The organism is Lentzea xinjiangensis (genome assembly GCF_900110955.1).
GTDB classification, from domain to species: Bacteria; Actinomycetota; Actinomycetes; order Mycobacteriales; family Pseudonocardiaceae; genus Lentzea; species Lentzea xinjiangensis.
Window position 1 is genome coordinate 573780 of record NZ_FOFR01000002.1, and the last position, 25898, is coordinate 599677.

At 71.4% G+C, this 25898-nt stretch carries 26 protein-coding genes and 2 riboswitches; of the genes, 15 read left to right on the forward strand and 11 right to left on the reverse strand.

Annotated features, from left to right (window positions below):
* Positions 1 to 56: 56 nt before the first annotated feature.
* The gene (locus BMW88_RS08170) at positions 57 to 2210 is read left to right on the forward strand and encodes an AAA family ATPase (protein ID WP_089949966.1); all 2154 of its coding nucleotides are present in this window, start codon (positions 57 to 59) and stop codon (positions 2208 to 2210) included.
* Positions 2211 to 2347: 137 nt separating this feature from the next.
* Here the strand turns inward: BMW88_RS08170 and BMW88_RS08175 are convergent, their stop codons facing one another.
* Positions 2348 to 2974, reverse strand: a complete 627-nt coding sequence (locus BMW88_RS08175) for a LytR C-terminal domain-containing protein (RefSeq protein ID WP_089949967.1) — start codon at positions 2972 to 2974, stop codon at positions 2348 to 2350.
* The gene (locus tag BMW88_RS08180; protein ID WP_089950266.1) at positions 2971 to 3252 is read right to left on the reverse strand and encodes a DUF3263 domain-containing protein; all 282 of its coding nucleotides are present in this window, start codon (positions 3250 to 3252) and stop codon (positions 2971 to 2973) included. Before BMW88_RS08180 ends, BMW88_RS08175 begins: the two co-directional genes overlap by 4 nt.
* A 108-nt stretch (positions 3253 to 3360) precedes the next feature.
* On the opposite strand from BMW88_RS08180, the gene BMW88_RS08185 reads away from it, so the two are divergent.
* Positions 3361 to 3942 (forward strand): peptide deformylase, encoded by a 582-nt coding sequence (locus tag BMW88_RS08185; RefSeq protein WP_089949968.1) that lies wholly within the window; start codon positions 3361 to 3363, stop codon positions 3940 to 3942.
* On the opposite strand, the gene BMW88_RS08190 is transcribed toward BMW88_RS08185, so the two are convergent.
* Positions 3939 to 4874 carry an aldo/keto reductase gene (locus BMW88_RS08190; protein ID WP_218148007.1) on the reverse strand — a complete coding sequence of 312 codons (936 nt, stop codon included), beginning with the start codon at positions 4872 to 4874 and terminating at the stop codon, positions 3939 to 3941. The genes BMW88_RS08185 and BMW88_RS08190 overlap by 4 nt on opposite strands.
* A 77-nt stretch (positions 4875 to 4951) precedes the next feature.
* Between BMW88_RS08190 and BMW88_RS08195 the strand changes: the two genes are divergently transcribed.
* The 4 genes from BMW88_RS08195 (at position 4952) to thiD (ending at position 8850) form a co-directional block, all read left to right on the forward strand.
* Positions 4952 to 5554, forward strand: a complete 603-nt coding sequence (locus tag BMW88_RS08195) for a LysE family translocator (protein WP_089949970.1) — start codon at positions 4952 to 4954, stop codon at positions 5552 to 5554.
* A 145-nt stretch (positions 5555 to 5699) separates the two neighbouring features.
* The gene (locus BMW88_RS41710) at positions 5700 to 6092 is read left to right on the forward strand and encodes a hypothetical protein (protein WP_089949971.1); all 393 of its coding nucleotides are present in this window, start codon (positions 5700 to 5702) and stop codon (positions 6090 to 6092) included.
* A gap of 173 nt (positions 6093 to 6265) precedes the next feature.
* Positions 6266 to 6388, forward strand: a riboswitch (TPP riboswitch).
* The gene (gene thiC, locus BMW88_RS08205) at positions 6380 to 8035 is read left to right on the forward strand and encodes a phosphomethylpyrimidine synthase ThiC (protein ID WP_089949972.1); all 1656 of its coding nucleotides are present in this window, start codon (positions 6380 to 6382) and stop codon (positions 8033 to 8035) included. It overlaps the preceding riboswitch by 9 nt.
* Positions 8032 to 8850: a bifunctional hydroxymethylpyrimidine kinase/phosphomethylpyrimidine kinase gene (thiD, locus tag BMW88_RS08210; protein WP_089949973.1), complete on the forward strand. Its 819-nt coding sequence runs from the start codon at positions 8032 to 8034 to the stop codon at positions 8848 to 8850. The genes thiC and thiD overlap by 4 nt, the downstream gene beginning before the upstream one ends.
* A gap of 161 nt (positions 8851 to 9011) precedes the next feature.
* On the opposite strand, the gene BMW88_RS08215 is transcribed toward thiD, so the two are convergent.
* The 4 genes from BMW88_RS08215 to BMW88_RS08230 form a co-directional block, all read right to left on the reverse strand.
* Positions 9012 to 9455: a MarR family winged helix-turn-helix transcriptional regulator gene (locus BMW88_RS08215; RefSeq protein ID WP_236220661.1), complete on the reverse strand. Its 444-nt coding sequence runs from the start codon at positions 9453 to 9455 to the stop codon at positions 9012 to 9014.
* Between the two features lie 75 nt (positions 9456 to 9530).
* Complete coding sequence (gene thiG, locus BMW88_RS08220; protein ID WP_089949974.1) at positions 9531 to 10286, reverse strand: thiazole synthase; 756 nt, start codon at positions 10284 to 10286, stop codon at positions 9531 to 9533.
* 1 nt (position 10287) lies between these two features.
* Positions 10288 to 10488 (reverse strand): sulfur carrier protein ThiS, encoded by a 201-nt coding sequence (thiS, locus tag BMW88_RS08225; protein WP_089949975.1) that lies wholly within the window; start codon positions 10486 to 10488, stop codon positions 10288 to 10290.
* Complete coding sequence (locus BMW88_RS08230) at positions 10485 to 11432, reverse strand: FAD-dependent oxidoreductase (RefSeq protein WP_342714979.1); 948 nt, start codon at positions 11430 to 11432, stop codon at positions 10485 to 10487. Before BMW88_RS08230 ends, thiS begins: the two co-directional genes overlap by 4 nt.
* Positions 11433 to 11435: 3 nt before the next feature.
* Positions 11436 to 11547: riboswitch (TPP riboswitch) on the reverse strand.
* Between the two features lie 26 nt (positions 11548 to 11573).
* On the opposite strand from BMW88_RS08230, the gene thiE reads away from it, so the two are divergent.
* The gene (gene thiE / locus BMW88_RS08235; RefSeq protein ID WP_089949977.1) at positions 11574 to 12212 is read left to right on the forward strand and encodes a thiamine phosphate synthase; all 639 of its coding nucleotides are present in this window, start codon (positions 11574 to 11576) and stop codon (positions 12210 to 12212) included.
* Between the two features lie 31 nt (positions 12213 to 12243).
* Positions 12244 to 13005, forward strand: coding sequence for a dioxygenase family protein (locus BMW88_RS08240; protein ID WP_089949978.1), 762 nt, complete (start codon positions 12244 to 12246; stop codon positions 13003 to 13005).
* Between the two features lie 47 nt (positions 13006 to 13052).
* On the opposite strand, the gene BMW88_RS08245 is transcribed toward BMW88_RS08240, so the two are convergent.
* Positions 13053 to 14003 (reverse strand): S1 family peptidase, encoded by a 951-nt coding sequence (locus BMW88_RS08245; RefSeq protein ID WP_342714977.1) that lies wholly within the window; start codon positions 14001 to 14003, stop codon positions 13053 to 13055.
* 745 nt (positions 14004 to 14748) lie between these two features.
* On the opposite strand from BMW88_RS08245, the gene BMW88_RS08250 reads away from it, so the two are divergent.
* Positions 14749 to 15678, forward strand: coding sequence for a threonine ammonia-lyase (locus tag BMW88_RS08250; protein ID WP_089950269.1), 930 nt, complete (start codon positions 14749 to 14751; stop codon positions 15676 to 15678).
* On the forward strand, positions 15675 to 16580 hold the full coding sequence (locus BMW88_RS08255; protein WP_089949980.1) for a threonine ammonia-lyase: 906 nt from the start codon (positions 15675 to 15677) through the stop codon (positions 16578 to 16580). Before BMW88_RS08250 ends, BMW88_RS08255 begins: the two co-directional genes overlap by 4 nt.
* Here the strand turns inward: BMW88_RS08255 and BMW88_RS08260 are convergent.
* Entirely contained in the window at positions 16554 to 18014 is a 1461-nt protein-coding gene (locus BMW88_RS08260) for an MFS transporter (protein ID WP_281249374.1), read from the reverse strand. The two genes, BMW88_RS08255 and BMW88_RS08260, sit on opposite strands and share 27 nt — an antisense overlap.
* Positions 18011 to 18766 carry a GntR family transcriptional regulator gene (locus tag BMW88_RS08265; protein WP_089950270.1) on the reverse strand — a complete coding sequence of 252 codons (756 nt, stop codon included), beginning with the start codon at positions 18764 to 18766 and terminating at the stop codon, positions 18011 to 18013. The genes BMW88_RS08260 and BMW88_RS08265 overlap by 4 nt, the downstream gene beginning before the upstream one ends.
* A 220-nt stretch (positions 18767 to 18986) precedes the next feature.
* Here BMW88_RS08265 and BMW88_RS08270 point away from each other — a divergent pair, with 220 nt between their 5' ends.
* Genes BMW88_RS08270 through BMW88_RS08290 form a run of 5 tightly spaced genes read left to right on the forward strand, consistent with a single transcriptional unit; the run spans position 18987 to position 24546 of the window.
* Positions 18987 to 20261: a sugar ABC transporter substrate-binding protein gene (locus BMW88_RS08270; protein WP_089949981.1), complete on the forward strand. Its 1275-nt coding sequence runs from the start codon at positions 18987 to 18989 to the stop codon at positions 20259 to 20261.
* A 10-nt stretch (positions 20262 to 20271) separates the two neighbouring features.
* Positions 20272 to 21267, forward strand: a complete 996-nt coding sequence (locus BMW88_RS08275) for a carbohydrate ABC transporter permease (RefSeq protein WP_089949982.1) — start codon at positions 20272 to 20274, stop codon at positions 21265 to 21267.
* Entirely contained in the window at positions 21267 to 22085 is an 819-nt protein-coding gene (locus BMW88_RS08280) for a carbohydrate ABC transporter permease (protein WP_089949983.1), read from the forward strand. The genes BMW88_RS08275 and BMW88_RS08280 overlap by 1 nt, the downstream gene beginning before the upstream one ends.
* A 2-nt stretch (positions 22086 to 22087) precedes the next feature.
* Complete coding sequence (locus tag BMW88_RS08285; protein WP_425434624.1) at positions 22088 to 23506, forward strand: glycoside hydrolase family 3 protein; 1419 nt, start codon at positions 22088 to 22090, stop codon at positions 23504 to 23506.
* Positions 23503 to 24546 (forward strand): SIS domain-containing protein, encoded by a 1044-nt coding sequence (locus tag BMW88_RS08290; protein ID WP_089949985.1) that lies wholly within the window; start codon positions 23503 to 23505, stop codon positions 24544 to 24546. The genes BMW88_RS08285 and BMW88_RS08290 overlap by 4 nt, the downstream gene beginning before the upstream one ends.
* 74 nt (positions 24547 to 24620) lie before the next feature.
* Here BMW88_RS08290 and nagA read toward each other — a convergent pair whose 3' ends face one another.
* A complete protein-coding gene (gene nagA / locus BMW88_RS08295; RefSeq protein ID WP_245777632.1) occupies positions 24621 to 25766 on the reverse strand; it encodes an N-acetylglucosamine-6-phosphate deacetylase in 1146 nt (381 codons plus the stop codon).
* Positions 25767 to 25898 lie beyond the last annotated feature (132 nt).

The following is a 25898-nucleotide window of genomic DNA, read 5'->3' on the forward strand; positions in this document are numbered from 1 at the left end:
GCCGGCCGCGGACCGAGCACCCGGCGTGCTCGTCGCGAGGAACTAGAGTCGTCGGGGTGATCACGCTGACGGCTCGCCTGTCCCCGTCCGCACTGGACACCCGGCGCGGGGTCGTCCGCCTCCACCCGGAGGTGCTCGACGCCTTGGGGCTGCGCGCCTGGGACGCCGTGAAGCTCACCGGCGCCCGCGTGAGCGCCGCTCTCGCCGCCGCAGGGGAACAGCCTCCCGGTGTGGTCCTCGTCGACGACGTCACCCTCACCAACCTCGGTGTGGTCGAGGGCTCCGAGATCGTCGTCGCTCCGGTGCAGGTCGCGGGCGCTCGGTCGATCACCGTCGCCGGCTCGCGGCTGGCCACCACGGCGCTGACGCCGGACCACGTCCGGATGGCGTTGACCGGCAAGGTCATCACCGTTGGCGACAACGTGTCGTTGCTGCCCCAGGACCTCGCACCGCCGCCCGGTGCGAACGTGTCCGAGACGCGCCGCAGGCTGTCCAACGCCATCGGCATGACGTGGACCAACGAGCTCATCACCATCACCTCCACCGACCCCGCGGGGCCCGTGGCCGTGCAGCCGTCGAGCGTGGTGGGCTGGCGGTCCGCTTCGGCTCCGGCCGCCGAGGTGACGCCCGTGGTGGTGCAGGAGACGCACGAGGCGCTGCCCGTCGCGGACCTGGTGGGCCAGCGCGAGCAGGCCAAGCGCCTGACCGAGTGGCTGGAGCTGATGTTCCGCCAGCCGGAGCTGCTCACGAAGCTCGGCGCGTCCGCCCGGCTGGCCGCGATGGTCAGCGGGCCGGAGGGCGTCGGCAAGGCGACGCTGGTCAGGGCCGTGGCACGGGCTGTCGGAGCCACCGTCGTCGAGCTGGCCGCGCCGAGCATCGCCGTGCTGGAGCCCGGTGCCGTGGCCAAGCAGCTCGGCGACGCGATCTCCGGTGTGCCCGAGCAGCCCACGGTCCTGCTGCTCACCGACATCGACGCGCTGCTGCCGACCGCGCCGCCGCCGGTCGCCACCGTCATCCTCGACATCCTGCGCACCGCCGTCTCCCGGCCGAACCTCGCGCTGGTCGTCACCTCGGCCCGGGCCGAGTCGGTCGACGCCCGGCTGCGCGCCCCTGACCTCGTCGACCGCGAGCTGGCGCTCCCGCTCCCCGACGCGTCCGGGCGGACCGAGCTGCTGCGCGCGCTGCTGCGCGACGTCCCGCTGGAGTCCGATGTGGACTTCGGTGAGGTGGCCTCCCGCACGCCGGGCTTCGTGGCCGCGGACCTGTGCGCGTTGCGCCGCGAGGCGGCCGTGCGCGCCGCGCTGCGCCAGCGCGAGGTGGCGGAACCCCGGGTGGGGCAAGAGGATCTGCTGGGCGCGTTGAACACGGTGCGCCCGATCTCGATGTCCGCTTCGGACACCGTGCAGACCGGCGGCCTGACGCTGGACGACGTCGGCGACATGAAGGAGGTCAAGCAGTCCCTCACCGAGGCGGCGCTGTGGCCCCTGCGCTACCCGGACTCCTTCGCCCGCCTGGGCGTGGCGCCCCCGCGCGGCGTCCTGCTCTACGGCCCGCCGGGATGCGGCAAGACGTTCCTGGTGCGCGCGCTGGCGGGCTCCGGCCAGCTCAACGTCCTGACGGTCAAGGGCGCCGAACTGATGGACAAGTTCGTGGGCGAGTCCGAACGGGCCGTTCGCGAGCTCTTCCGCCGCGCCGCCGACGCCGCGCCTTCCCTGGTCTTCCTCGACGAGGTCGACGCGCTGGCGCCCCGGCGGGGCCAGTCGTCCGACTCCGGTGTCGCGGACCGAGTCGTGGCGGCGCTGCTGACCGAACTGGACGGCGTCGAGCCCCTGCGGGACGTCGTGGTGATCGCCGCGACGAACCGCCCGGAGCTCATCGACCCCGCGCTGCTGCGGCCGGGCCGGCTGGAACGGCTCGTCTACGTGCCGCCGCCCGACGCCGAGGCGCGCACCGAGATCCTCAAGGCGGCGTCGCGGAACACGCCGCTGGCCGCGGACGTGGACCTGTCGGCACTGGCCGGAGAGCTGGACATGTACTCGGCGGCGGACTGCGCGGCGCTGGTGCGGGAGGCCGCGCTCACGGCGATGCGGGAGTCGCTGGACGCGGCCGAGGTCACGCAGGCGCACCTCGCGAAGGCCCGCCAGGTGGTGCGGCCATCGCTGGACCCGGTGCAGCTCGCGGGACTGGCCGCGTACGCGGCGGCGCGCTGACGGGCCGGGGTGTCGGTGGTGCGCTGACGGGCGAGTCGCCAGTGGGCGCACCACTCAGACAGAACTGACGAGCCGTACGGCGCTCCCCTCGGGGAGCGGCCGCACGGCGACAGGCACCGGAAGCCCGGCGCCGGACGTCACTTGCTCTTCGCGGCGCCCTGGTAGTCGTTCGTCACGATCAGGATGATCCCCGGCGCCGACGACTGGATCCCGTCGAACCGCGGCTCCACCCGCGCCCGCAGCACCGCGGCCAGCTCCTTCGCGGAGGCCTCTTCCTCGGTGCCAGGACGGAAGTACACGGTCGTGGTCGGGATCGTGCCCTGCGAGTAGTTGCCGGTCTCGGCGACCGTCCACCCGTTGGTCCGGACGTCGTCGGCGGCCTTGCCGGCCAGGCCGGTGATCGTCGAGTTGTTGTAGACCCTGACCGGCACCTTGGTCGTCCCCGGCGGGGTGACGGGCGGAGGCGGCGCGGCCGCGGACGTCGAGGTGCCCGGGGCTGTCGTGGTGCTGGTGGGAGGTGTGGACGCCGCCGACGATGACGACGGCGGCGCGCTGGTCGGCGCCGCCGAGGACTCGGAGGCGGGTGCCGAGGTGGTCTGCGCCGGTGGCGCGGTGGAAGATCCCTCCGCGGCGGGCGGTGTGTCGGAGCCCCAGTCGAAGAGGCTGATCACACCGATCACCAGGGCGACGGCGGCGACGCCGAGCAGGGCGAAGCCGGCGGCCTTGGCCGGGCGGGACGGGCTTGCGGACTCGGGGGAGGTCATCGGTCCTCGGTGCTCCTGGCGCGTGCGCGCACCCTTTGGCGGCCTGTCCGCACGCCCCGCAGCCGCTTGACCAGCATCGGGTCGGCGGCCATCGCGGCCTCGGACTCGATCAGGCCGTTCAGCAGCTGGTAATAGCGGGTGGCGGACATGTCGAACAGTTCCCTGATGGCCTGTTCCTTGGATCCCGAGTACTTCCACCACTGGCGCTCGAACGCGAGCATCGTGCGTTCGCGGCTGGTCAGCCCGTCAGCGGAGGTGAGCGTCTCGGCGTGATCCATCTGGCTCCCCACGGTCGCCACACCATCTCAGGTGCGGGCAATTCAATCACGTGATCGTTCCAACCTACCGCGCGACACCGACAGTTTTGGACCACTTAAGGTCTGACCATGGCCGTGCAACGCATCCGCATCGCTGGTGACCCCGTGCTCCACCACCCGACTCGCGAGGTCACCGAGTTCGACACCGAGCTGAAGACGCTCGTCGACGACATGTTCGAGACGATGGCCGCCGCTCGCGGAGTCGGCCTCGCGGCCAACCAGATCGGCGTCGACCTGCGGGTCTTCGTCTACGACTGCCCCGACGACGAGGGCAACCAGTACCGCGGCGCGATCTGCAACCCGGTGCTCGAGACCTCCGGGGTCCCGGAGACCATGCCCGACCCGGACGACGACTTCGAGGGCTGCCTGAGCGTGCCCGGCGAGGCGTACCCGACCGGACGCGCCCGGTGGGCGAAGGTCACCGGGCAGGACGTCGACGGGCAGCCGTTCGAGGTCGAGGGCACCGGCTTCTTCGCGCGCTGCCTGCAGCACGAGACCGACCACCTCAACGGCTACCTGTACCTGGACCGGCTCGTCGGCCGGTACAAGAAGGAGTCGAAGCGGATGCTGCGCGACAACGAGTGGGGCGTGCCGGGCCTGTCGTGGGACCCGGCCGACCCCGCGAACTTCGGCGACGACGAGGACGACTAGGGGCGGAGCACCGACTCCACCTGCGCCAGCTCCTCCGCGGTCAGCGGACCGAGCTCCAGCGCGCCCGCGTTCTCCTCGACCTGGGCCACCGTCCGGACGCCCGGGATCGGGACCAGCCGGGGAGAACGCGCCCAGAACCACGCCAGCGCGCCCTGCACCAGCGTCCGGCCGCCCGAGGTGAGGACGTCCCGCACGGCCTCCCGCGCCCGGAAGTACTCGGGCGACGGCCGGCCGTCGACGAAGAACCGCAGCCACGACGGGTTCGTGACCCGCACGTCGTCGGCGGGCAGCTCGCTGAACGTCTCCCTGGCCAGGAGGCCCATCGCGAGCGGGCGCCGGCACAGCACCGCGAAGTCGCCCGCGTACATCTCGGGGTTGTCGAACAGCAGGTTGACGTCCGCCTGGGCGGCGATCCCGTGCTCACCCGCGCAGAAGAACCGCGCTCGCTCGGGGTCGTCGGTGCTCCAGCCGTAGGCCCGGATCTTGCCGGCGGCCACCAGCGCCTCGCACTCGTCCCGCAGCAGCGCGGCCTCCTCCAGGCCCAGATCGCCGATGTGCAGCTGGTAGAGGTCGATCCGGTCGGTCCCCAGCCGCCGCAACGACCCCTCGACGGCGCGGCGCAGGTACTCGACCGATCCCTCGTCGCCGGTCATCCGCTTCGCCGCGACGTCGAACCCGCAGCCCCACTTCGTGGCGATCAGCACCTGGTCGCGCACGTCCGCAAGCGCTTGCCCCAGCACGGTCTCGGCGTGCCCGCAGCCGTAGACGTCCGCGGTGTCGAACAGCGTCACGCCGAGCTCCACCGCCCGCCGCAGCGCCTTCACCGACTCACCGTCGTCCGCCGGTCCCCAGCCGACCGGCGCACCGTCCGGGCCGGAGAACGGTCCACCCATCGCCCACGTGCCGAAACCCAGCTTCCCCAAATCCGTCATGGGGCCACCGAACATCCTGGAGCGCGCTCCAGGTCAAGCGGGAAAAAGGGATTGCCCGCGGCGCCACCATCGATGGCATGCCACTGGAAAACCTCGTCGCCTTCGTCGCGGCCTCGTTCCTCATCGCACTCTCCCCGGGACCCGGCACGGCCATGGTCCTGCGGCAGTCGGTGCACGGGCGGAAGGCGGCGCTGGCGACGGTGTTCGGCATGGAGGTCGGCGTCGCGGGCTGGGCCCTCGCCGCCGCGCTCGGCCTGAGCGCGCTGCTCACGGCGTCCGAGATCGCCTACCACGGGCTGCGCATCGCCGGCGCGGCGTTCCTGATCTACCTGGGCGTCAAGGCCCTGATCAGCAAGAACCTGCCCGCGCAGGAGCCGCCGCCCGCGAGCCGCGCGTTCCGCAGCGGGCTCGTGGTGAACCTGGCCAACCCGAAGCTCGGCGTGTTCGCGATCTCGTTCCTACCGCAGTTCCTGCCTGCCGGGCAGACCGGCGAGGGGGTTCTGCTCTTCCTCGCCGCGTTCTGGGTCGTCATCGACACCGTCTGGTACCTGGTCATCGTGTCGGTCCTGCACACGATCCGCGGCTGGCTCGGCCGGCCGCGGGTCCGCGCGGCTCTCGAGAAGCTGTCGGGCGGCGTGCTGCTGGCGCTCGGAGTCCGGCTGGTACTCGACCCGCGTTGAGATCGGGTCGCCCCGGCGCCAGAACAGCTCGGGCAGCCCGGCCAGCTCGGCGAACGTGTGGCAGGCGGCCATCGACGCGTAGCCGCCCGCCAGGACGTGGGCGCGGATCCGGTCGAGCCGGCCGAACTCGATCACCTCGCCGGCGATGAGGAACGGCAGCACGAGCTGCCAGGCCCGCACCACCGCGGGCCGGCGCCGGTGGGGTGCGCGCAGGGCGGCGCGGGCGACGCGCAGCAGGTGCTCGTTCGCGCTCATCGTGGACGGGTGCGCCGCGTGGTCCCAGCTCCACCGGCGCTCCTCCGTCACGGCGCACCGCACGCACTCGACCGGTCCGGTGCCGAGCTCGGCGCCGCAGCGGGAGCACGCGAGCAGGGTCATCGCCCAGTCGACGCAGGTCCAGGGGTACTGCCCGACGTCGGCGGAGGTCACCAGCTCGGCCAGCTCGCGGTCCGCCAGCTGGGACGACATCCGCAGGGCCTCCCAGTCCGCGAGCCAGAACTGGTCGAGCAGCTCGGCGCAGAAACCGCAGTCGGGGTAGCCACGACCTGCGAGTTCTCCGCATGACGGGCATGCGGAGACCACGGCGGGACGTTGACCGCGACGCGCGCCGGGCGGGAACGGCTGATGATCCGCCACGAGAGAGAAGGTTAGGGCCAAACCGTGCCCTTGGCAGCTAAGGCGCGCTCTGACTATGGTCAGGTCTCGACAACTCAACAAGAACGCGGGAGCTCGCGCCTGAGCGGGCTGAGAGGGTGACTGGCAGTGCTGCCGGTGTCACCGACCGCCTGAACCTGACCGGGTAATGCCGGCGTAGGGAGGAATGTCGTGACGGCACTTGACGACCGTTCGGTCAAGCCCAGTGTGACCACCGGCCCGATCTCGGGCTCGCGCAAGGTGTACCGGGAAGTCTCCCCTGACATCCGGGTGCCCTACCGCAGGGTGGAGCTGACCAACGGCGAGCATGTCGATCTCTACGACACTTCCGGTCCGTATACCGACGAGAACGCGACCATCGACGTCCACAGTGGACTTCCCGACCTGAGGTCGGGGTGGATCGCCGCACGGGAACCGATCAACGGAGCTGTCAGCCAGCTCGCGTACGCGAAGGCCGGGGTCATCACCCCGGAGATGCGCTACATCGCGACGCGGGAGAACCTCGACGCCGAGTTCGTGCGCAACGAGGTGGCCATCGGGCGTGCGGTCATCCCGTTGAACCGCAAGCACCCCGAGGCCGAGCCGATGATCATCGGCAAGAAGTTCCTCGTGAAGATCAACGCCAACATCGGCAACTCCGCGGTGTCGTCGTCGATCGAGGACGAGGTCGAGAAGATGGTGTGGGCGACCCGCTGGGGCGCCGACACGATCATGGACCTGTCCACCGGCAAGCGAATCCACGAGACGCGCGAGTGGATCCTGCGCAACTCGCCCGTCCCGGTGGGCACGGTGCCGATCTACCAGGCGCTGGAGAAGGTCAACGGCGATCCGGCCGCGCTGTCGTGGGAGGTCTACCGCGACACCGTGATCGAGCAGTGCGAGCAGGGCGTCGACTACATGACGGTGCACGCGGGCGTGCTGCTGCGGTACGTGCCGCTCACGGCCAAGCGCGTCACGGGCATCGTCTCGCGCGGCGGCTCGATCATGGCCGCGTGGTGCCTCGCGCACCACAAGGAGAGCTTCCTCTACACGCACTTCGAGGAGCTCTGCGACATCCTGCGCACCTACGACGTGACGTTCTCGCTGGGTGACGGGCTGCGGCCCGGTTCCATCGCGGACGCCAACGACGAGGCGCAGTTCGCCGAGCTCAGGACGCTGGGCGAGCTCACGCACATCGCGCGGGCCAAGGACGTCCAGGTCATGATCGAGGGCCCCGGCCACGTGCCGATGCACAAGATCGCCGAGAACGTCCGGCTGGAGGAGGAGTGGTGCGGTGAGGCGCCGTTCTACACCCTCGGGCCGCTGGCCACGGACATCGCGCCGGCCTACGACCACATCACGTCCGCGATCGGGGCGGCGCAGATCGGCTGGCTGGGCACCGCGATGCTCTGCTACGTCACGCCGAAGGAGCACCTCGGCCTGCCCAACCGCGACGACGTGAAGACCGGCGTGATCACCTACAAGATCGCGGCGCACTCGGCGGACCTCGCCAAGGGCCACCCCGGCGCCCAGGACTGGGACGACGCGCTGTCGAAGGCGCGGTTCGAGTTCCGCTGGGAGGACCAGTTCAACCTGTCGCTCGACCCGGACACCGCGCGCTCGTTCCACGACGAGACGCTCCCCGCGGAACCGGCGAAGACGGCGCACTTCTGCTCGATGTGCGGGCCGAAGTTCTGCTCCATGAAGATCACACAGGACGTGCGGCGCTACGCCGAGGAGCGCGGCCTGTCCACAGTGGAGGCGATCGAGGCGGGCATGGCGGAGAAGTCCGGTGAGTTCGCCGGCACCGGCAACAAGGTCTACCTGCCAGTGGTGGAAACGACGTGACAGAGGCACCTCCGCGGGTCCTCACCATCGCCGGAAGCGACTCCGGCGGTGGTGCGGGCATCCAGGCCGACCTCCGCACGTTCTTCGCGTGCGGGGTGCACGGCTGCGTCGCGCTGACCGCCGTGACGGTCCAGAACTCCCTGGGCGTCACGGGCGTCGCCGAGATCCCGGCGGAGACCGTCGCGGCGCAGATCCTCTCGGTGGCCGAGGACATCGGTCTGCAGGCCGCGAAGACCGGCATGCTGGCGTCGGCGGCCATCATCGAGGCGATCACCCCGGCCCTGGACCGCGTCGGGATCGGGCGCGGTGGTCGCACGCCCTTCGTCGTCGACCCGGTCTCGGCCTCGATGCACGGCGACCAGCTACTGGCCGACTCCGCCTTGGACGCGTTGCGGGGCTTGCTCTTCCCGCGCGCGACGCTGGTGACACCGAACCTCGACGAGGTGCGGCTGATCACCGGCATCGCGGTCGAGGACCGCGCGGACCAGCGGGTGGCGGCCAAGGCGCTGCACGCCCTGGGACCGGAGTGGGTGCTCGTGAAGGGCGGCCACATGTGGGACGACCCGGAGTGCCTCGACCTGCTCTACGACGGCAGCGAGTTCATCGAGCTGCCGGGCCCGCGCTACGACACCAGGCACACGCACGGCAGCGGCGACACGCTCGCGTCGTCGATCAGCTCGGCGCTCGCGAAGGGCGCGACCGTCCCGGAGGCGGTGCGGTTCGGCAAGGACTTCATCGTGAGGTCCGTCGCCGCCGCCTACCCGCTGGGCGCCGGCGACGGGCCGGTGTCCCCGCTGTGGAGGCTCGACAGGTAGCGGGCGCACATCGCCTTCGGGTCGGTGGTCTCGGGTCGAGCGGCCAGACCACGCCTGGTGAACGCCGAGGAGCTCACCAGGATCCGCGGCGGCCGGCGCGGCGCCTCAGCCAGGCGCTGCGCCGGGTCGTCGCCGGCGAACGCCGGCCAGCGGAGCGGGCGCTACTTCGGCTCTTCGCCGACGAGCGTCTCCAGGGCGTCCAGGGCGTTCACCAGCGCGGCGACGTGCTCGGGGGTGAGCTGCTCGATGCGGCGCTGCAGCTCGCGCACCCGCGCGGACCGCACACCGGACACCATCGTCTCGCCCTCGGGGGTGGGGGTGGCGAGCCACGCGCGGCCGTCCTGCGGGTCGGGTTCGCGCTTCACGTACCCGGCCTCGACCAGCGCGGCGACGATGCGGGACAGCGTCGGGGGCGCCACGCCCTCCTTGTTCGCGAGGTCGCCGAGGCGCATGGGGCCGCAGCGCGCGAGGGTGGCCAACGCGGAGACCGCGCCGGGACCGAGTCCGGGCGAGCCGGTGCGTCGCAGCAACCGGGCCAGCCGGCCGATCGCCAGGTACAGGCGCGCGGTCGCGTCCTCGACCTCGGCGTCAATGGGGGCCGTCACGGCTAGTCGTCCTCCTCGGCGGATTTCAGGTAATGCTCAATCATCCCCCAACACGTGAGTACCCAAGGTAGCGACTCAGAGACCCGGCGAAGACGCTTGGGCCCAAAAGCGCCGCGGAATTCTTCCGGCCAGTCGCGCCAGTCGTCCGCCCTCGACGGCACAACGCATGGCGGCGCCCATCCGTTCCGGGTCCTGCGCGCGCGTCACGGCCGTCGCCAGCAGCACCGCCGAGCAGCCGAGCTCCATCGCGAGCGCCGCGTCGGAGGCGGTCCCGATGCCCGCGTCCAGCACCACGGGAACGCCTGCGCGGGCCGTGATCAGCTCGATGTTGTGCGGGTTGCGGATGCCGAGGCCCGTGCCGATCGGCGAGCCCAGCGGCATCACCGCGGCGCAGCCGACGTCCTCCAGCTTCCTCGCCAGCACCGGGTCGTCGTTGGTGTACGGCAGGACGACGAAGCCGTCGGCCACCAGCCGCTCGGCCGCGTCGAGCAGCTCGACCGGGTCCGGCAGCAGGGTCTCCTCGTCGAAGACCACCTCGAGCTTGACCCAGTTCGTCTCCAGCGCCTCCCGCGCGAGCTGCGCGGTCAGCACGGCCTCGGCGGACGTGCGGCAGCCCGCGGTGTTCGGCAGCACCTCGATCCCCAGGCGCCGCAACAGCTCCAGCACACCGGTCCGGCCGGCGGCGTCGACCCGGCGCATGGCCACGGTCGTGAGCTCGGTGCCGGACGCCACCAGGGCCCGCTCCAGCACCGAGAGGTTCGCGGCACCACCGGTGCCGGTGATGAGCCTGGACCGGAACTCCCGGCCCGCGATGATCAGCGGATCGTCCACGTCAGCCTCCCTGGACCGCGGTCAGCACCTCGACCACGCCGCCGTCCGGCACGATCGTCTTCTCCCACAACGCCCTCGGCACGACGGCACCGTCGAGCGCCACCGCCACGCCGGAGGACGGCGCGCCCACCAGCGACACGACGGCGGCGACCGACGTGCCGTCGGCCAGGTCGCGGAACGTGCCGTTGACCTGTGCTTTCACCAGCTTCCTCCTTCGAGCAGCCCGACCACGAGACGAGCGGTGTGCGGGGCCAGCAGCAGACCGTTGCGGTGGTGGCCGGTCGCGGCGATGACGCCGGGTTCGAGCCAGCGCACGACCGGGACGTTGTCGGGACTGCCCGCGCGGAACCCCACGGAGGCCTCGGCGAGCGCGTACTCGGCGATGCCCGGCAGCACGGTCTCGGCGTCCCGCAACAGGTCCCGCACACCCGCCACGGACACGTCGGTGTCGAACCCGGCCTCGTACTGGGTCGCGCCGACGACCAGGCCGCCGGCCCGCGGGACCAGGTACACCGGACGGCCGGAGACCAGGGCGCGGATCGTGTGCTTCGGCGGCGGCAGCGCGCCGGGCCGGTGCGCCAGCCGCAGGATCTCGCCCTTGACCGGCCGGATGACGCCGCGCAGGGCGGGGTGCAGCTCGCCGCTCCACGCCCCGGCCGCGATGACCTCGACCCGTCCGTCCACATCGGACTGGACGCCCAGCTCGACGCACGCCTTCCACAGGGCGGAGAGCAGGAGGCGGTTGTCGACGGCGAGATCACCCGGCGCGTGCACGCCGCCGCGCACCGCCGGTCCCAGCGACGGCTCCAGGGCGCGGACCTCCCGCGAGGTGAGCACCTCGCCCGCGTGCCGCAGGTCGGCGAGGTCGCCGGGCTGCGTGCCCACGGCCAGCGTGCCGGCGGTGAACAGCGGGACACCGATCGACGCCGCGAAGCCCGGCCACATCGCCAGGGCCTCGACCCCCTGCGCCGTCACGGCTTCCTCGCCCGGCCACGCCTCCGTGACCGGTGCGAGCATCCCGCCCGCGACCCGCGATCCCGCGTGCGGCGAGCCGGCGTCGGACACGGAGACCGAGTACCCGGCCCGCGCCGCGGCCAGCGCGACGGACAGACCGATGACGCCGCCACCCCGGACGGCCACTTCCACACTGCTCAAGGCATTCACGCTCCCTGCGCCGGCATGACCCGGATCAGGTTCGACGGTCGGAGCGAACCACGCTCCCTCTCAGCCCGGTGTTCTCCAGGCTCCCGTGCGGACCGGCTTCAACATAACGGTTAACGTGCGCACGTGCCAGGACTCGACGGAAACCTGATCAGGCAACGACTCGCCGACGCGACGCTCTACCTCTGCACGCCGAACCGGCCCGACCTGGCCGAGTTCGCGGACGCGGTCCTCGCGGGCGGCGTCGACATCATCCAGCTGCGGGACAAGTCACTGGAGGCGAAGCAGGAGATCGAGGCCATCGAGGTCCTCGCCGAGGCCACCGAACGCCACGGCGCGCTGCTCGCCGTGAACGACCGCGCCGACATCGCGCACGCCGTCGACGCGGACGTGCTGCACCTCGGCCAGGACGACCTGCCCGTCCCGCTCGCCCGCCGGATCGTCGGCGACGGCGTCGTGATCGGCCGCTCCACCCACGACGTCGGCCAGATGCGGGCCGCGGCCGGAGAACCGGGCGTGGACTACTTCTGCACCGGTCCGTGCTGGCCGACGCCGACCAAGCCGGGCCGCCCGGCACCGGGTCTCGACCTCGTCCGGGCCACCAGGAGCGAACGCCCGTGGTTCGCCATCGGCGGCATCGACCTCACCAACCTCGCCGAGGTCAGGCAGGCCGGGGCCACCCGCGTGGTCGTCGTCAGGGCCATCACCGACGCCGAGGACCCGCGCGCGGCCGCCAGGGCGTTCAAGGCGGAACTCGGTAGTTAAAATTTGAACAAACAGGCGTACGCTCGGAGACGTGAGCGCACCTGTGCTTTACCTGAGCCACGGGGCACCCCCGCTGGCCGACGACGAGACGTGGACCGGAGAGCTCGAAGCCTGGTCCGCCGCTCTCCCGCGCCCGGAGGCCGTGCTCGTGGTCTCCGCGCACTGGGAGGAGGCGCCGACGACCATCGGCGCGACCGAGACCGTGCCGCTGCTCCACGACTTCTGGGGCTTCCCGCGGCGCTACTACGAGGTCACCTACGAGGCGCCGGGCGCGCCGGCGCTCGCCGACGACGTGCGCAAGCTGCTCGGCGGTCACGTCGAGCAGGACGCCGCGCGCGGCCTCGACCACGGTGCCTACGTGCCGCTCAAGGAGATGTTCCCCGGCGCGGACGTGCCGGTGCTGCAGATGTCGCTGCCCACGCTCGACCCGCGCGAGCTGCACGCGGTCGGCAGGAAGCTGGCGCCGCTGCGGGAGGGCAACGTGCTCATCGTCGGCAGCGGGTTCATGACCCACAACCTGAGCTGCGTGCACTTCAGCCGGGGCCCTGACTACGAGCCGCCGTCGTGGTCGAAGGAGTTCGACGACTGGGCGCACCGGCAACTGGCGGACGGCGACGTGGACGCGTTGCTCGACTTCCAGCACAAGGCCCCGGCGGCCGGGATCGCGCACCCCAGGACGGAGCACTTCGCGCCGCTGTTCGTGGCGCTCGGCGCCGCGAGCGACGAGAAAGCCCGTACCAGCGTTGAAGGCTTCTGGTACGGGCTCTCGAAACGATCCGTGCAGTTCGGCTAGGGCAGTTCAACCCGGGGCGGTTCAGCCAGGGCCGAACCGCCGGGAGGTCAGCCGCGGGTCAGGGTCAGGCCCCAGCGCGACAGGATCGGGTTGAGCGGCTGGAAGTACGTGGTGCCGCCGGACGAGCAGTTGCCCGAACCGCCGGACGTCACGCCCTGGGCCTGGCCGAACCCGGAACCGGCCACCCACGAACCACCCGAGTCGCCACCCTCGGCGCAGGCGTTGGTGCGGGTGAGGCCGCGCACCTGGCCCTGGGGGTAGTTCACGGTCTGGTTGAACGCCTGGACCGTGCCGCAGCGCCATCCGGTCGTGGAACCGGAACGGCAGATCTGCGAGCCGACCGCCGCCTGCGTGGAGCCCTGGACGGTCACGTTCGAGCCGTTGTAGCGGTTGACCCACGGACGCGGGGTCCAGTTCGCGTTGGTGCGCACCCAGGCCATGTCGCTGCTGGGGAACACCGAGCCGGCGAACGTGCCCTGCGCGACGCGGTTGTAGCCGGAGACGGCGGTGCCGGTGGTGCCGCAGTGGCCGGCGGTGACGTAGCCGCCGCTCACGGAGAAGCCGAGCGAGCAGCGTCCGCCACCCATGTAGATGGCGTCACCACCGCGCAGGTCGTACAGCGGCTTCGGGCTCTCGGTCACCTCCTCGACCGTGACGGCCGAGCCGATGGACTTCGCGGTGGCGATGAACTTCTCCGCCGCGGCGTCCCTGGTGTTCTTGTTGACCTCGACCACGACCGTGTTCGACTTCTCGTCGACGCGCCAGCTCGTGATGCTCGAGGGAGCGCTCATCAGGTCGAGCACCGACTTGGTGCCGTTGAGCTGGGCGAGCGAGCTGCTGACGACCTTGACGTCGGCGCCGCTCACGGAGAGTCCCGGCCTGGTCACGGCGACGGTGAGCTTTCCGCTCGCCTGGTCGATCCACGCTCCGCCGAACGCGTCGCCCAGCGAGGCCTTCGCCTGCTCGGCGAGCTCGCTCGACTTCTGGTCGGATGCCAATCGGACGCGAGCCTGCTCAGCGTTCAGGCCCAGGTCGCGCTGGACCGCTTGGAGCAATTCGGCCGGGTAGCTCTCCGTGTCGGAACCGGTTGGGGCGACTGGTGCAGCAGGGGCGCCAAACGCCGGTACGCTGAGAGCAGTGACGACTCCGGTGGCGAGCAACACGGCACCGGTAACACGGGCCGCACTCGTGCGGTTCATCAAGCGTCTCCCTCACTTTCGGGTGCAGGGGAACCCGAGAGATAGGTTGCAGGGACCTCTCTCGGGGGCTCTAGGGGGACGGGTGGTGGGGCGGCGGCAGGGGTCGCCCCACCCCTCCACTTCCCTTCCGGCTGTGTCCGGCGTCGAGGACGCTGCGCTCAAGTGGTCCTTCCACGAGCCTCATCGCGCCCTCCTTCAGTCTCTTTCGGAGCTAAACGTTCACCCGTTCGAGTGACGTTACGGTCTCGTTATTTATGACGCCCAGACCCAACCGTGGACGAAGTGTGTCACAGCTCACGACAGATCAACTCCGCTGCGTAGCAATTGACAGTTAACTATCGCTCAACGTAGTGACGTGATCACCGAATGGGGTCGCAGCCGGACGGGGTCTCGCCGAGCTGCCGGGGCAGGTCGAGGAGCCGGGCGGTCCGGTCGGCGTAGTGCTTCCGGCCGACGGCCGACCGGACGCGCGGGGGATCATCGGCAGGTAGGACGTCGGGCACATTTCACGAGCTGAGCCCCGGTGACGTGCATCATCAACACCATGCGCCTGGTGACTCTCGAAGACGTCCGAGCGGCGGCCGCCGCCATCGCCCCGCATGTCGTCCACACGCCACTGCTGACGTTCGACTCCGGCCTGCTGATCAAGCCCGAGTCCCTGCAGCCGATCGGCGCCTTCAAGCAGCGCGGCGCGGTGAACGCGTTGTCCCGCATCCCTTCCGGGGACCGCGAGCGCGGTGTCGTGGCGTACTCGAGCGGCAACCACGCGCAGGCGGTCGCGTACGCCGCGAAGACGCTGGGCATGCCCGCGGCGATCGTGGTCCCCGAGAACACGCCGCAGCTGAAGATCGACGCCACGCGGGCGCACGGCGCCGAGGTCTTCGTCGTCGGCATCACCGAACGCGAGTCGCGCGCCGCCGAACTGGTCGCGGAGCGCGGTGCGACGCTCATCCCGCCGTTCGACCACCCCGACGTCATCGCCGGCCAGGGCACCATCGGCCTGGAGATCTGCGCCGATCTCCCCGACGTGGCAACGATCCTGGTGCCGGTGAGCGGCGGCGGGCTGATCTCCGGCGTCGCGGCGGCGGTGAAGGCCCTGCGCCCCGACGTCCGCGTCATCGGTGTCGAGCCGGAGCTGGCCGGCGACACCGCAGCCTCGTTCGCCGCGGGCTCGCTCGTCCGCTGGAACGCGCACGACCGCGCCCGCACCTGCGCGGACGGCCTGCGCGCCGAGCCCTCCGAGCTGACCTGGGCGCACATCCGCGAGTACGTCGACGACTTCATCACCGTCTCCGAGGACGAGATCCGGGACGCGGTCAACCAGATCGCCCGCCGCACGCGGGTCGTGGCCGAGCCGAGCGGCGCCGTTCCCGTCGCCGCCTACCTCAACCGCTCGCTGCCCCCCGGCCCGGCCGTCGCGGTGGTGTCGGGCGGCAACATCCCGCCGTCGCTGCTGGCGTCGATCCTCGGATGATCTCGCTCGACGACGTCCGTTCGGCGGCGGCGGTGATCGCACCGCACGTGGTGCGCACGCCGTTGCTGCCGTTCGGCTCCGGCTGGCTCAAGCCGGAGAACCTGCAACCGGTCGGCGCCTTCAAGCTGCGCGGCGCGCTGAACGCGTTGGCGCGCTTGGAGGACCGCGCGAACGGCGTGGTGGCCTACTCCAGCGGCAACCACGCCCAGGCGGTGGCGTTCGCGGCCCGGTTGCACGGTGTTCCCGCCGCGATCGTGATGCCGGACAACACCCCGGCGGTCAAGGTCGAGGCCACCAGGGCGCTGGGCGCCGAGGTCTTCATCGTGGGCATCACCGAACGCGTGGAACGGGCGCGGGCGCTCGTCGCCGAGCGCGGCGCGGCGCTGATCCCGCCGTTCGACCACCCCGACGTCATCGCGGGCCAGGGCACGATCGGCCTGGAGGTCGTGGAGGACCTGCCCGGCCTCGACTCCGTGGTCGTGCCGATGTCCGGCGGCGGGCTGATCTCCGGCGTGGCCACCGCGGTCAAGGCGCTGCGCCCGGACGTCCGGGTGATCGGCGCCGAACCCGCGCTGGCCGCCGACATCGCGGAGTCGCTGCGGGCGGGCGAGCTCGTCCGGTGGGACCCGCTGCGCCGCGCCCGGACCGTCGCCGACGCGCTGCGGGACGAGCCGTCGGAGCTGACCTGGGCGCACATCCGCGAGCACGTCGACGACGTGATCACCGTGTCCGAGGACGAGGTCCTGGCGGCGGTGGCCGATCTCGCCAGGAGTGCCCGGCTCGTGGCCGAGCCCAGCGGTGCCGTCGCGGTGGCGGCGCAGGCGAAGCTCGGCCGCGGCGTCGCCGTCGTGTCCGGCGGCAACGTCGACCCGGCGCTACTGGCGCGCCTTCTCGCCGCCTGACCGGACGTGCGTCGGCGGTCCTTCGACGCCGCAGTGCAGGCACTCGCCCGGATGCGGGGTCTCGTGCTGCTCGGGTGCCGCGTCCAGCACCCGGTTGTCCACGCCCACCGCCAGCAGACCACCGATGATCGCGGCCACCGCGCACAGCACGAGGGCCGTCTTCCAGCCGTCGGTCATGACGGCCGGGTTCGCGTAGTCCTCACCCATCAGGCCGACCGCGGCGGGCAGCACGGCCATCGCGAGCAGGCTGCCGGTGCGGGCGACGGCGTTGTTCACGCCGGACGCGACACCCGCGTGGTGATCGGGCGCCGACGCCAGCACGGTCGCGGTCACCGGGGCGACCACGATCGCCAGGCCGACGCCGAAGACCAGCACGCCGGGCAGCACGCCGAAGACGTATGACGCGCCCGGCACGGCGTTGCGCAGCAGCAGCATGCCGACGCCGACCAGGACCGGGCCGACGACCAGCTGCACGCGCGGGCCGTAGCGCTGGGCGATCTTCCCCGACGTCGAGGACGCCAGCAGCATGATGATCGTGATCGGCACGCTGGCCAGGCCGGACGCGGTCGGCGAGTAGCCCAGCGAGATCTGCAGCTGGAGCACGAGCAGCACCATCACGCCGCCGAGCGCCGCGTAGACCAGGAACGTGAGGACGTTCGAGACCACGAACGTGCGGTTGCCGAACAGCTCCGGCGGCACCAGCGGGTCGGCCGAGCGCTTCTGCACGAGCCCGAACGCGATCATGGCGGCGAGCCCCGCGGCCGCGAGGAGGTACGACTGCTCGACGAGGCCGCCCGTCAGCAACGCGAGCCCCACCGCGCCGACCAGCGCGGACAGGTAGTTCGGGTGTCCGGCCGAGTCGTCCCGCGACTCCGGCACGAACCGCAGCGCGAGGTACACGCAGAGCGCGGCCACCGGCAGGTTCACCAGGAACGCGAGCCGCCACGACCAGGCCTGCACCAGCAGTCCTCCGACCAGCGGCCCGACGGCCGTGGCCACACCGGACAGCCCCGACCACGCGCCGATCGCGCGCGAGCGGTCCTCCCGGTTGAACGACGCCTGCAGGATCGCGAGCGCGCCCGGTGTCAGCAGCGCCGCGCCGACGCCCTGCAACACGCGGGCGGCCACCAGCACGGGCACGTTCCACGCGGCACCGCACAGCAGCGAGGCGACGCCGAACCAGATCACGCCGGCCACGTAGACGCGCCGCCGCCCGAACCTGTCGCCGAGCGAGCCGGCGACGAGGATCAGCGAGGCCAGCGCGAGCAGGTACCCGTTGAGGATCCACTGCAGGTCGGTGACCGAGGCGTTGAGCTCCGCGCCGATGCGCGGCAGCGCCACGTTGACGATCGTCCCGTCGAGCATCGCCATGCCGGACCCGAGGATCGTCGTCGTCAGCACCCAGCGGGCGCGCGGCGTGCCCCAAGCGATCAAGACGGCCTGTTCAGCGTGGCGACGAACTTGTAGCGGTCACCGCGGTAGACCGACCGCACCCACTCGATCGGGTTGCCCTCCGTGTCGAACGAGTGCCGCGACAGCAGCAGCATCGGCAGACCGATGTCGGCCCCGAGCAGCTCCGCCTCCTCGGGGGAGGCGAGCGCGGTCTCGATGGTCTCCTCGGCGTGTCCCATCTCGACGCCGAACCGCTCGGACAGCACCTGGTACAGCGAGGCGCCGGGCGCGAGGTACCGGCGCAGCCCGCGGAACCGGCCGAGCGCGAGGTGCGTGGTCTCGATGGCCATCGGCTCGTTGTCGGCGAGGCGCAGGCGGTGCAGGCGCAGCACCTTGGCGCCGGGGCGCACGCCGAGCAGCCGCGCGAGCTCGGCTTCCGCGGGCATCTCGGAGGCCTCGATCAGCTGGGACGACGGCACGCGGCCCTGGGCGCGCATGTCCTCTGTGTACGAAGACAGCTGCAACCTCTGGGCGACCTTCGGTTCCGCCGCGAAGGTGCCCTTGCCCTGCACGCGGAGCAGCCGGCCCTCCACCGTCAGCTCGGCGAGCGCCTGGCGAACGGTCGTCCTGGAGACGTCGAACTCGGCGGCCAGCGAGCGTTCCGTGGGGATCGGCGAACCGGGCGGCAGCGCCCTCAGCAGGTCGAGCAGGTGCCGCTTGAGACCCCAGTACTTGGGCTCACGCTGCGCGCGCGTCCTGGCGTCCACGCCTGTTGCAGGCGTCGTCTCCAGCATGGCCTCCTCCTCGCACTCCTCGTCACGCTCCACAAGGATGCCTTGTCCGCGTCGTTCCGCGCGTCCGAACCCCCGCCATTGGCACAAAAAACGTCCGAGGACTCGGCAACGCTTTGGCAACGCGCTTGACAGGAACGGTGACGCAGCACACGCTGTTCCGCATTGGTCTACACCACTTGGACGTTCCGGCGAGGGCCGGGCTCGGTGAAAGGGCGCGACTGTGAAGGGCTGGAGAGGACTCGCTGCCGGTGCCGCCGCACTGGCAGTGGCCGTGACCGGATGTGGCACGAGCACGAACAGCGGTGGCAGCACGGAGACCAAAGAGATCACCGTGTGGCTCATGGACGGCTCCGCGCCGACGACCCTGACCGACGCGTTGAACAAGGAGTTCGAGAGCGCGAACGGCATCAAGGTCAAGTACGAGGTCCAGAAGTGGACCGGCATCCAGGAGAAGCTGACCACGGCTCTGGCCAGCAGCACGCCCCCGGACATCATCGAGCTCGGCAACACCCAGACCGCGAGCTTCGCGGACCAGGGCACGCTGGCCGACGTCACCGCGGACGCGAGCCAGTTCAACAGCGGTGAGTGGCTCGGAGGTCTCAAGGACTCGCTGACGCTCAACGGCAAGCAGTACGGCGTGCCGTTCTACGCGGCGAACCGCACCGTCATCTACCGCACGGACCTGCTGCAGGCCGCGGGCGTGGCGCAGCCGCCGACCTCGCGCGCCGAGTGGCTCGACGCCATCAACAAGCTCAAGGCCGCGAACGCGTCCAACCCGGACTTCCAGGCCCTGTACCTGCCCGGTCAGTCCTGGTACTTCCTGCTCTCGCTGATCTGGGACGAGGGCGGCGACATCGCCAAGCAGGACGGCGGCAAGTGGACCGGCACGCTCGACACCCCGCAGGCCAAGGCGGGCTTCGAGGCCTACAAGGCGCTCTACGACGCGTCGGCCACCAAGAAGGTCCCGGCTGACATCGACGAGGCGAAGCCCCAGCAGATGGAGGTCTTCGGCACGGGCAACGTCGGCATGATGGTCGGTCTCCCGTGGGAGCTCGCCGGCGCCGTCAAGGCGAAGCCGGACCTGAAGGACAAGACCGCGGCGTTCCCGATCCCGTCGAAGAAGGCCGGCTCCGCCGCGCCCGTGTTCCTCGGCGGCTCGAACCTCGCGATCCCGGCTTCCAGCAAGAACGCCGACGCCGCGAAGAAGTACCTCGCGCTGCTGTCGTCCAAGAAGTACCAGGACATGCTCGCCGAGGGCGGCGCGGTTCCCGGCACCTCGAAGGACACCGCGAAGCTCGCCACCAACGCGATCGGCAAGGCCATGGCGGACTCGTCCCCCAACGGCAAGGTCACCCCGGTGACGCCGAAGTGGGCGGCCGTCGAGGCGGGCCAGAACCCGCTGAAGGACGCGCTGACCGCGTACCTCACCGGCGCCAAGTCGCTGGACCAGGCGACGAAGGACGCGAGCGAAGCCGTCACCAAGGCGATGGGCTGACCCAGCCGAGATGACGGCCGTCGAGACGACCGAAACGGCAGCGCCGGCCGGGAGCATCCCGCCGGCGCTGCCGCCTGCCGTGACGGGTGGCGCGCGCAAGCGCCGCCGGGGCGGCGCCTTCGACCGGGCGCTGCCCTACCTGCTGCTGGCCCCCGCGCTCATCGCGATCCTCTGGCTGATCGGCTGGCCGGTCGTCTCCGTCTTCGTGACGAGCTTCCGCCAGCTGAACCTCGGCGAGCTGGTGCGCGGCGAGATCGTGTGGACCGGCTTCGACAACTACGCGACGGTGCTCCAGGACGAGCGGTTCTGGACCGTCTCGCTGCGGACCGTCGTGTTCACCGCCGCCGTCGTCGGCGCCTCGGTGGGCATGGGCCTCGGCATCGCGTTGCTGATGCGCGTGCTCACGCCGTGGGTGCGGATCGCGTTGCAGATCGCGATGCTCTGCGCGTGGGCGATGCCGATCCTCGCGTCGACCACGGTCTACCAGTGGATGTTCGACCAGAACTACGGCATCTTGAACAAGACGCTGGTGCAGCTCGGCTTCGACTCCTTCGCCGGCTACTCGTGGTTCTCCTCCGGCACGTCGACGCTGTCCGTCGTCGGTCTGCTCATCGTGTGGCAGGCGATCCCCTTCCTCGCCTTCTCGCTCTACGCCGGGCTCGTCGGCATCCCGCGCGACCTCTACGAGGCGGCGGGCATCGACGGCGCGACCGGCTGGCAGACGTTCCGCGCGGTGACCTGGCCGGAGATCCGGTCGCTGCTCATGATGGTGACGTTCCTGTCGACGTTGTGGGACTTCAAGGTCTTCGCCCAGATCTGGGTCTTCCGCGAGGGCGGTCCGAGCGGTGAGAGCACCACGCTCGCCGTGCTGCAGTACCTGGAGGGCATCGCGAAGAGCCACTTCGGCGTCGCCGCCGCGATCAGCGTGCTGATGATGGTCATCCTCGGCCTGATCACGTTCCAGTACCTGCGCAGGCTGCTGCAGACCGAGGAGGGCAAGATCTGATGCTCAGGAAGTCTGCCGCGAACGTCGTGGGCCTCGTGCTCGCGCTGTTCTTCCTGTTCCCGACGTACTGGATGATCACGTCCGCGTTGAAGCCCAAGGGCACGACGATCACCTCGGACTACGACCTGGTCCCGTTCTCGGTGACGTTGACGAACTTCGCCACCGCGTGGACCAAGCCGGGCTTCCTGTCGGCGCTCGGCAACAGCCTGCTGGTGACGCTCACCGCGGTCGTCGCCGCGATCATCATCGGCATCACCGCGGCGGTCGCCATGTCGCGCTTCGCGTTCCGCGGACGCAAGAGCTTCGTGCTGCTGATGCTGGTGGCGCAGATGGCGCCGTTCGAGGCGCTGCTGATCCCGATGTTCCTGATGATGCGGGACCTGCAGCTCTACGAACACCTCTCGTCCCTGGTGCTCGTGTACTTCGCGGTGACGCTGCCGTTCTGCGCGTGGACCTTGCGCGGGTTCGTCAACGGCATCCCGGTCGAGCTCGAGGAGGCCGCGATGGTCGACGGCTGCGGCCGCTGGGGCGCGTTCCAGAAGGTGACCCTGCCCCTGCTCGGGCCGGGTCTCGTGGCCACGTCGGTGTTCGCGTTCATCACCGCGTGGAACGAGTTCCTCTTCGCCAAGGTGCTGATCCGCAGCCAGGACTCCGAGACGCTCCCGGTCTGGCTGTCCGGCTTCCAGACGGCGTTCGGCACCGACTGGGGTGGCGCGATGGCCGCCTCCGTGCTCTTCACGGTGCCCGCACTGGTGTTCTTCCTCATCGTCCAGCGCAAGATGGTCGCCGGCGTCACCGCCGGCGCAGTGAAGGGATGACCGTGGATCAGTTGGCCGCAGCCGTCCTGCTTCCGGGTTTCCACGGAACGACCGCCCCCGGCTGGTTGCTGCGGCGCGTCGCCGACGGCCTCGGCGGCGTCGTGCTCTTCGGGCGCAACGTCGTCGACGACGCCCAGGTGACCGCGCTGTGCACCGAGCTGCGGTCGGCGCGCCCGGACGTGGTGATCGGCATCGACGAGGAGGGCGGCGACGTCACGCGGCTCGACGCGGGCCGCGGCTCCGAGGTGCCGGGCAACCACGCCCTCGGCGCCGTGGACGACCTCGACCTCACCAGATCGGTGGCCGCCTCGATCGGCTCGCGGCTCGCCAAGTGCGGCATCTCGCTCAACCTGGCCCCGTCCGCCGACCTGGTGCTGACCCTGGACGACCCGATCATCGGCGTCCGCGCGTTCGGCTCGGACCCGGTCCTCGCCGCCCGCCACGTCGCCGCGTGGGTCGAGGGCCTGCAGACGGTGGGCGTCGCCGCCTGCGCCAAGCACTTCCCCGGTCACGGGGCGTCCACCGAGGACTCCCACGAGCAACTGCCCGTGCTGCCGCGCACCGAGGAACAGCTCCGCGCGGTGGAGCTCGTGCCGTTCCAGGCGGCCGTGAACGCGGGCGTCCGCTCGATCATGACCGGCCACCTCGTCGTCCCCGAGTGGGGCGCCGCGCCGGTGACGCTGAACGAGCACGCGATCGGCCTGCTGCGCACGGAGCTGGGCTTCACCGGCGCGGTGATCACCGACGGCCTGGACATGAAGGCCGTCGGCGGCGACCTCGCCGTGGGCGCCGTGCGCGCGCTGGCCGCGGGCGTCGACTCGTTGTGCCTCGGCGGCATCGCGCTGGACGACACCGACATCCAGTGGCTGATCGACTCGATCGTCGCCGCCGTGAAGTCCGGCGAGCTCTCGGAGGAGCGCCTCACCCAGGCGGCCGCCCGGTCGCTCGCCCTCGGCCTGCCCCCGTCGACCGTCGACGCGCACGACGCCGAGATCGGTCTCACGGCCGCCCGGCGGGCCGTCGAGGTGCGCGGCCGGATCGACGCCGGCACGTCGCCGGTGGTCGTCGACCTGGTCGTGGACCCGTCGATCGCGGTCGGCGACGTACCGTGGGGGCTCGGGCCGTACCTGAGCGAGGTGCTGCCCGGCACCGAGGTGATCGCCTCGCGCGACGTCTCCGCGGAAGAAGTCGCGAAAGCGGCGGGCGACCGCACTGTTGTCGTCGTCACCCGGGACGCTCACCGCCACACGAGCGCCCGGCAACTGGTGAGAAACTTGACTGACCTGGGCCTGGACGTCGTGCACGTCGAGACCGGCGTGCCCGGCCCGGACCTGGGCAGCGCCGCCCGCGTCGACACCCACGGCGGTTCTCGGGTGAGCCTGCGAGCCGCGGCCGAGCTGATCCTGAAAGGCACGACATGACCACGCCCCAGCCGGGCCGGCACATGGCAGCGGAGATCGCGGCCCAGCCGTCGATCTTCTCCTCGCTGTACGCGTCCCGTGCGGCCATCGCCGAGGTCGCGGCCGTGATCCGCGAGCGCGCACCTCGCTTCGTGCTGTTCGCCGCGCGCGGTTCCAGCGACCACGCCGCGATCTACGCGAAGTACCTGACCGAGATCCTCCTCGAACTGCCGGCCGGCCTGGTGTCGGCCTCGACGACGACGCTGTACGGCGCCGAGCCCGACCTGCGGGACGTGCTGCTGGTGACGGTGTCGCAGTCCGGCGGCTCCCCCGACCTGCTGGAGGTCACCGCCTCCTACCGCAGGCGGGGCGCGCTGACGGTGGCCGTGACCAACACGCCCGACTCGCCCCTGAACGCGGCCGCCGAGCTCTCGGTGGACGTCTCCGCGGGCGTCGAGCACGCGGTCGCCGCCACCAAGACCTACTCGGCGACGCTGCTGGCCCTGTACCTGCTGGTCGACGCCGTGCGCGGCGGTGACGGCGCGGCGGCGGCCTCCCTGGGCGAGCTGGCGCAGGTGACGCTCGACGCGTCGGCTCCGACCGTGGAGGAGGCCGTGCGCCGCTACCGGTTCGTGGACCGCGTGCTCACGACCGGCCGCGGCTACTCCTACGCCACGGCCCTGGAAGCGTCGCTGAAACTCGCCGAGACCTCCTACCTGGCGGCGCGGGCGTACAGCGGCGCCGACCTGCTGCACGGCCCGGTCGCGGCCGTCGACGGCGAGACCGCCGTCCTGGCCATCACCTCGCTGGGCAAGGGCGGCGAGTCGCTGCGCGACGCCCTCGACGTGGTGCACCAGCGCGGCGCGGACGTCGTGGCGGTCGGCTCGGCCTCGGAGAAGATGGGCGCGACGCTCGCCGTCGCGATCCCCGAGACGGCCGAGGAGGTGGCTCCGGTGCTGGAGATCCTGCCGGTGCAGCGCCTCGCCTACGGCCTGGCGCTCGCGCGCGGCGGCGACCCGGACAGCCCGCGCGGCCTGAACAAGGTCACCCGCACCCGCTGACCGCATGCCACGCGGGGGCCCCGCGTTTCCCTGGAGGAAACGCGGGGCCCCCGCGTGACTTGAAAAAAGCTTGGCTACTGGCCGGCGGTGGCGTAGCCGGCGGCCACGGCCTCGACGGGGGCGACGGGCACCTCGGCGTCGAACACGACCTCGCCGTCGACCCAGACCTTTCTGGGCCGCAGGTCGTCGTCCCACCACACGAGGTCGGCGACGGCTCCGGGGGCGAGGCGCCCCAGGCCCGGCTCGCCGATGACCTCGGCCGGCACGATCGTGGCGGAGGCGAGGGCATCGGCCACGGGCACGCCCACGGACACGATGTTGCGCACCGCGCGGTCGAGCGTGAGCGCGGAGCCCGCGATCGTGCCCTCCGGCGACCGCGGCACACCGTCCTCGGTGAGCAGCACCTCCGCCCCACCGAGGTGGTAGCGGCCGGGCGGCATCCCCGCGGCGGCCACGGCGTCGGTGACGAGCGCGACCCGTGCCCCGGCGGCGTTGAACACGAGGCGGCACACGTCCGGGCCCACGTGGGCCAGGTCCGCGATGAGGCCGAGGGTGAAGCGCTCGTCGACCAGCGCCACGCCGGGCACGCCGGGTTCGCGGTGGCCGAGCGGGCGCTGGGCGTTGAACAGGTGCGTCACCATGCGGGCGCCCGCGTCGGCGGCGGCCCTGGTCTGCTCACCGGTGGCGTCGGAGTGACCCACGGCGACCAGCACCCCGGCGGCGACGAGACGGCGCACCGCCTCCAGGCCACCTGGCTGCTCCGGCGCCATCGTCACCATCCGCAGCGCGCGGCGGAGCGCGTCGTCGTCGAGCAGGGCCGAGATCTGGTCGGGACCAGGGTCGACCATGAACGACGGGTCGTGCACCCCGGCCCGCTTCGGCGACAGGAAGGGGCCTTCCAGGTGCACGCCGAGAGGACGCGCCCCCACCCCGTCCGGCAAGGCGGCGGACGCGGCCAGCACGGCCCTGGCCTGCCGGATGACCACGTCGACCGGTGCGGTGATCAACGTGGGCAGGAACCGGGTCACCCCGGTGGACGGCAGTGCTTCGGCCACGGCGCGCATCCCGGCGGCGTCCACCTCGGCGAAGTCGACGCCGACGGCGCCGTTCACCTGGACGTCGACGAGGCCCGGTGTGAGGAGGCCGTCGGACAGGACCTCCGCGCCAGGTGGTGCTTCACCGGTGGTCACCTCGACGATGCGGCCATCTCTGATCCGCACCGAGGCAGGACCGACGATCGTGCGACCGAGCAAAGCGCGCGGTGCTGCGACAACGGCGTCCAAGATCCCTCCTAGAATGGTCCAGACCATTATGGCCACAACAGGGGTTCCCGTCACCCTTCGTTAGTAGAT

Coding starts and splice junctions, on each gene's coding strand:
- BMW88_RS08180 (WP_089950266.1), bottom strand. CDS start 3,252: ATGGATCACGCCGAGACGCTCACCTCCGCTGACGGGCTGACCAGCCGC.
- BMW88_RS08195 (WP_089949970.1), top strand. CDS start 4,952: ATGCCACTGGAAAACCTCGTCGCCTTCGTCGCGGCCTCGTTCCTCATC.
- BMW88_RS08255 (WP_089949980.1), top strand. CDS start 15,675: ATGATCTCGCTCGACGACGTCCGTTCGGCGGCGGCGGTGATCGCACCG.
- BMW88_RS08190 (WP_218148007.1), bottom strand. CDS start 4,874: ATGACGGATTTGGGGAAGCTGGGTTTCGGCACGTGGGCGATGGGTGGA.
- BMW88_RS41710 (WP_089949971.1), top strand. CDS start 5,700: ATGAGGAACGGCAGCACGAGCTGCCAGGCCCGCACCACCGCGGGCCGG.
- BMW88_RS08265 (WP_089950270.1), bottom strand. CDS start 18,766: ATGCTGGAGACGACGCCTGCAACAGGCGTGGACGCCAGGACGCGCGCG.
- BMW88_RS08290 (WP_089949985.1), top strand. CDS start 23,503: ATGACCACGCCCCAGCCGGGCCGGCACATGGCAGCGGAGATCGCGGCC.
- BMW88_RS08250 (WP_089950269.1), top strand. CDS start 14,749: ATGCGCCTGGTGACTCTCGAAGACGTCCGAGCGGCGGCCGCCGCCATC.
- BMW88_RS08280 (WP_089949983.1), top strand. CDS start 21,267: ATGCTCAGGAAGTCTGCCGCGAACGTCGTGGGCCTCGTGCTCGCGCTG.
- BMW88_RS08175 (WP_089949967.1), bottom strand. CDS start 2,974: ATGACCTCCCCCGAGTCCGCAAGCCCGTCCCGCCCGGCCAAGGCCGCC.
- BMW88_RS08185 (WP_089949968.1), top strand. CDS start 3,361: ATGGCCGTGCAACGCATCCGCATCGCTGGTGACCCCGTGCTCCACCAC.
- BMW88_RS08275 (WP_089949982.1), top strand. CDS start 20,272: ATGACGGCCGTCGAGACGACCGAAACGGCAGCGCCGGCCGGGAGCATC.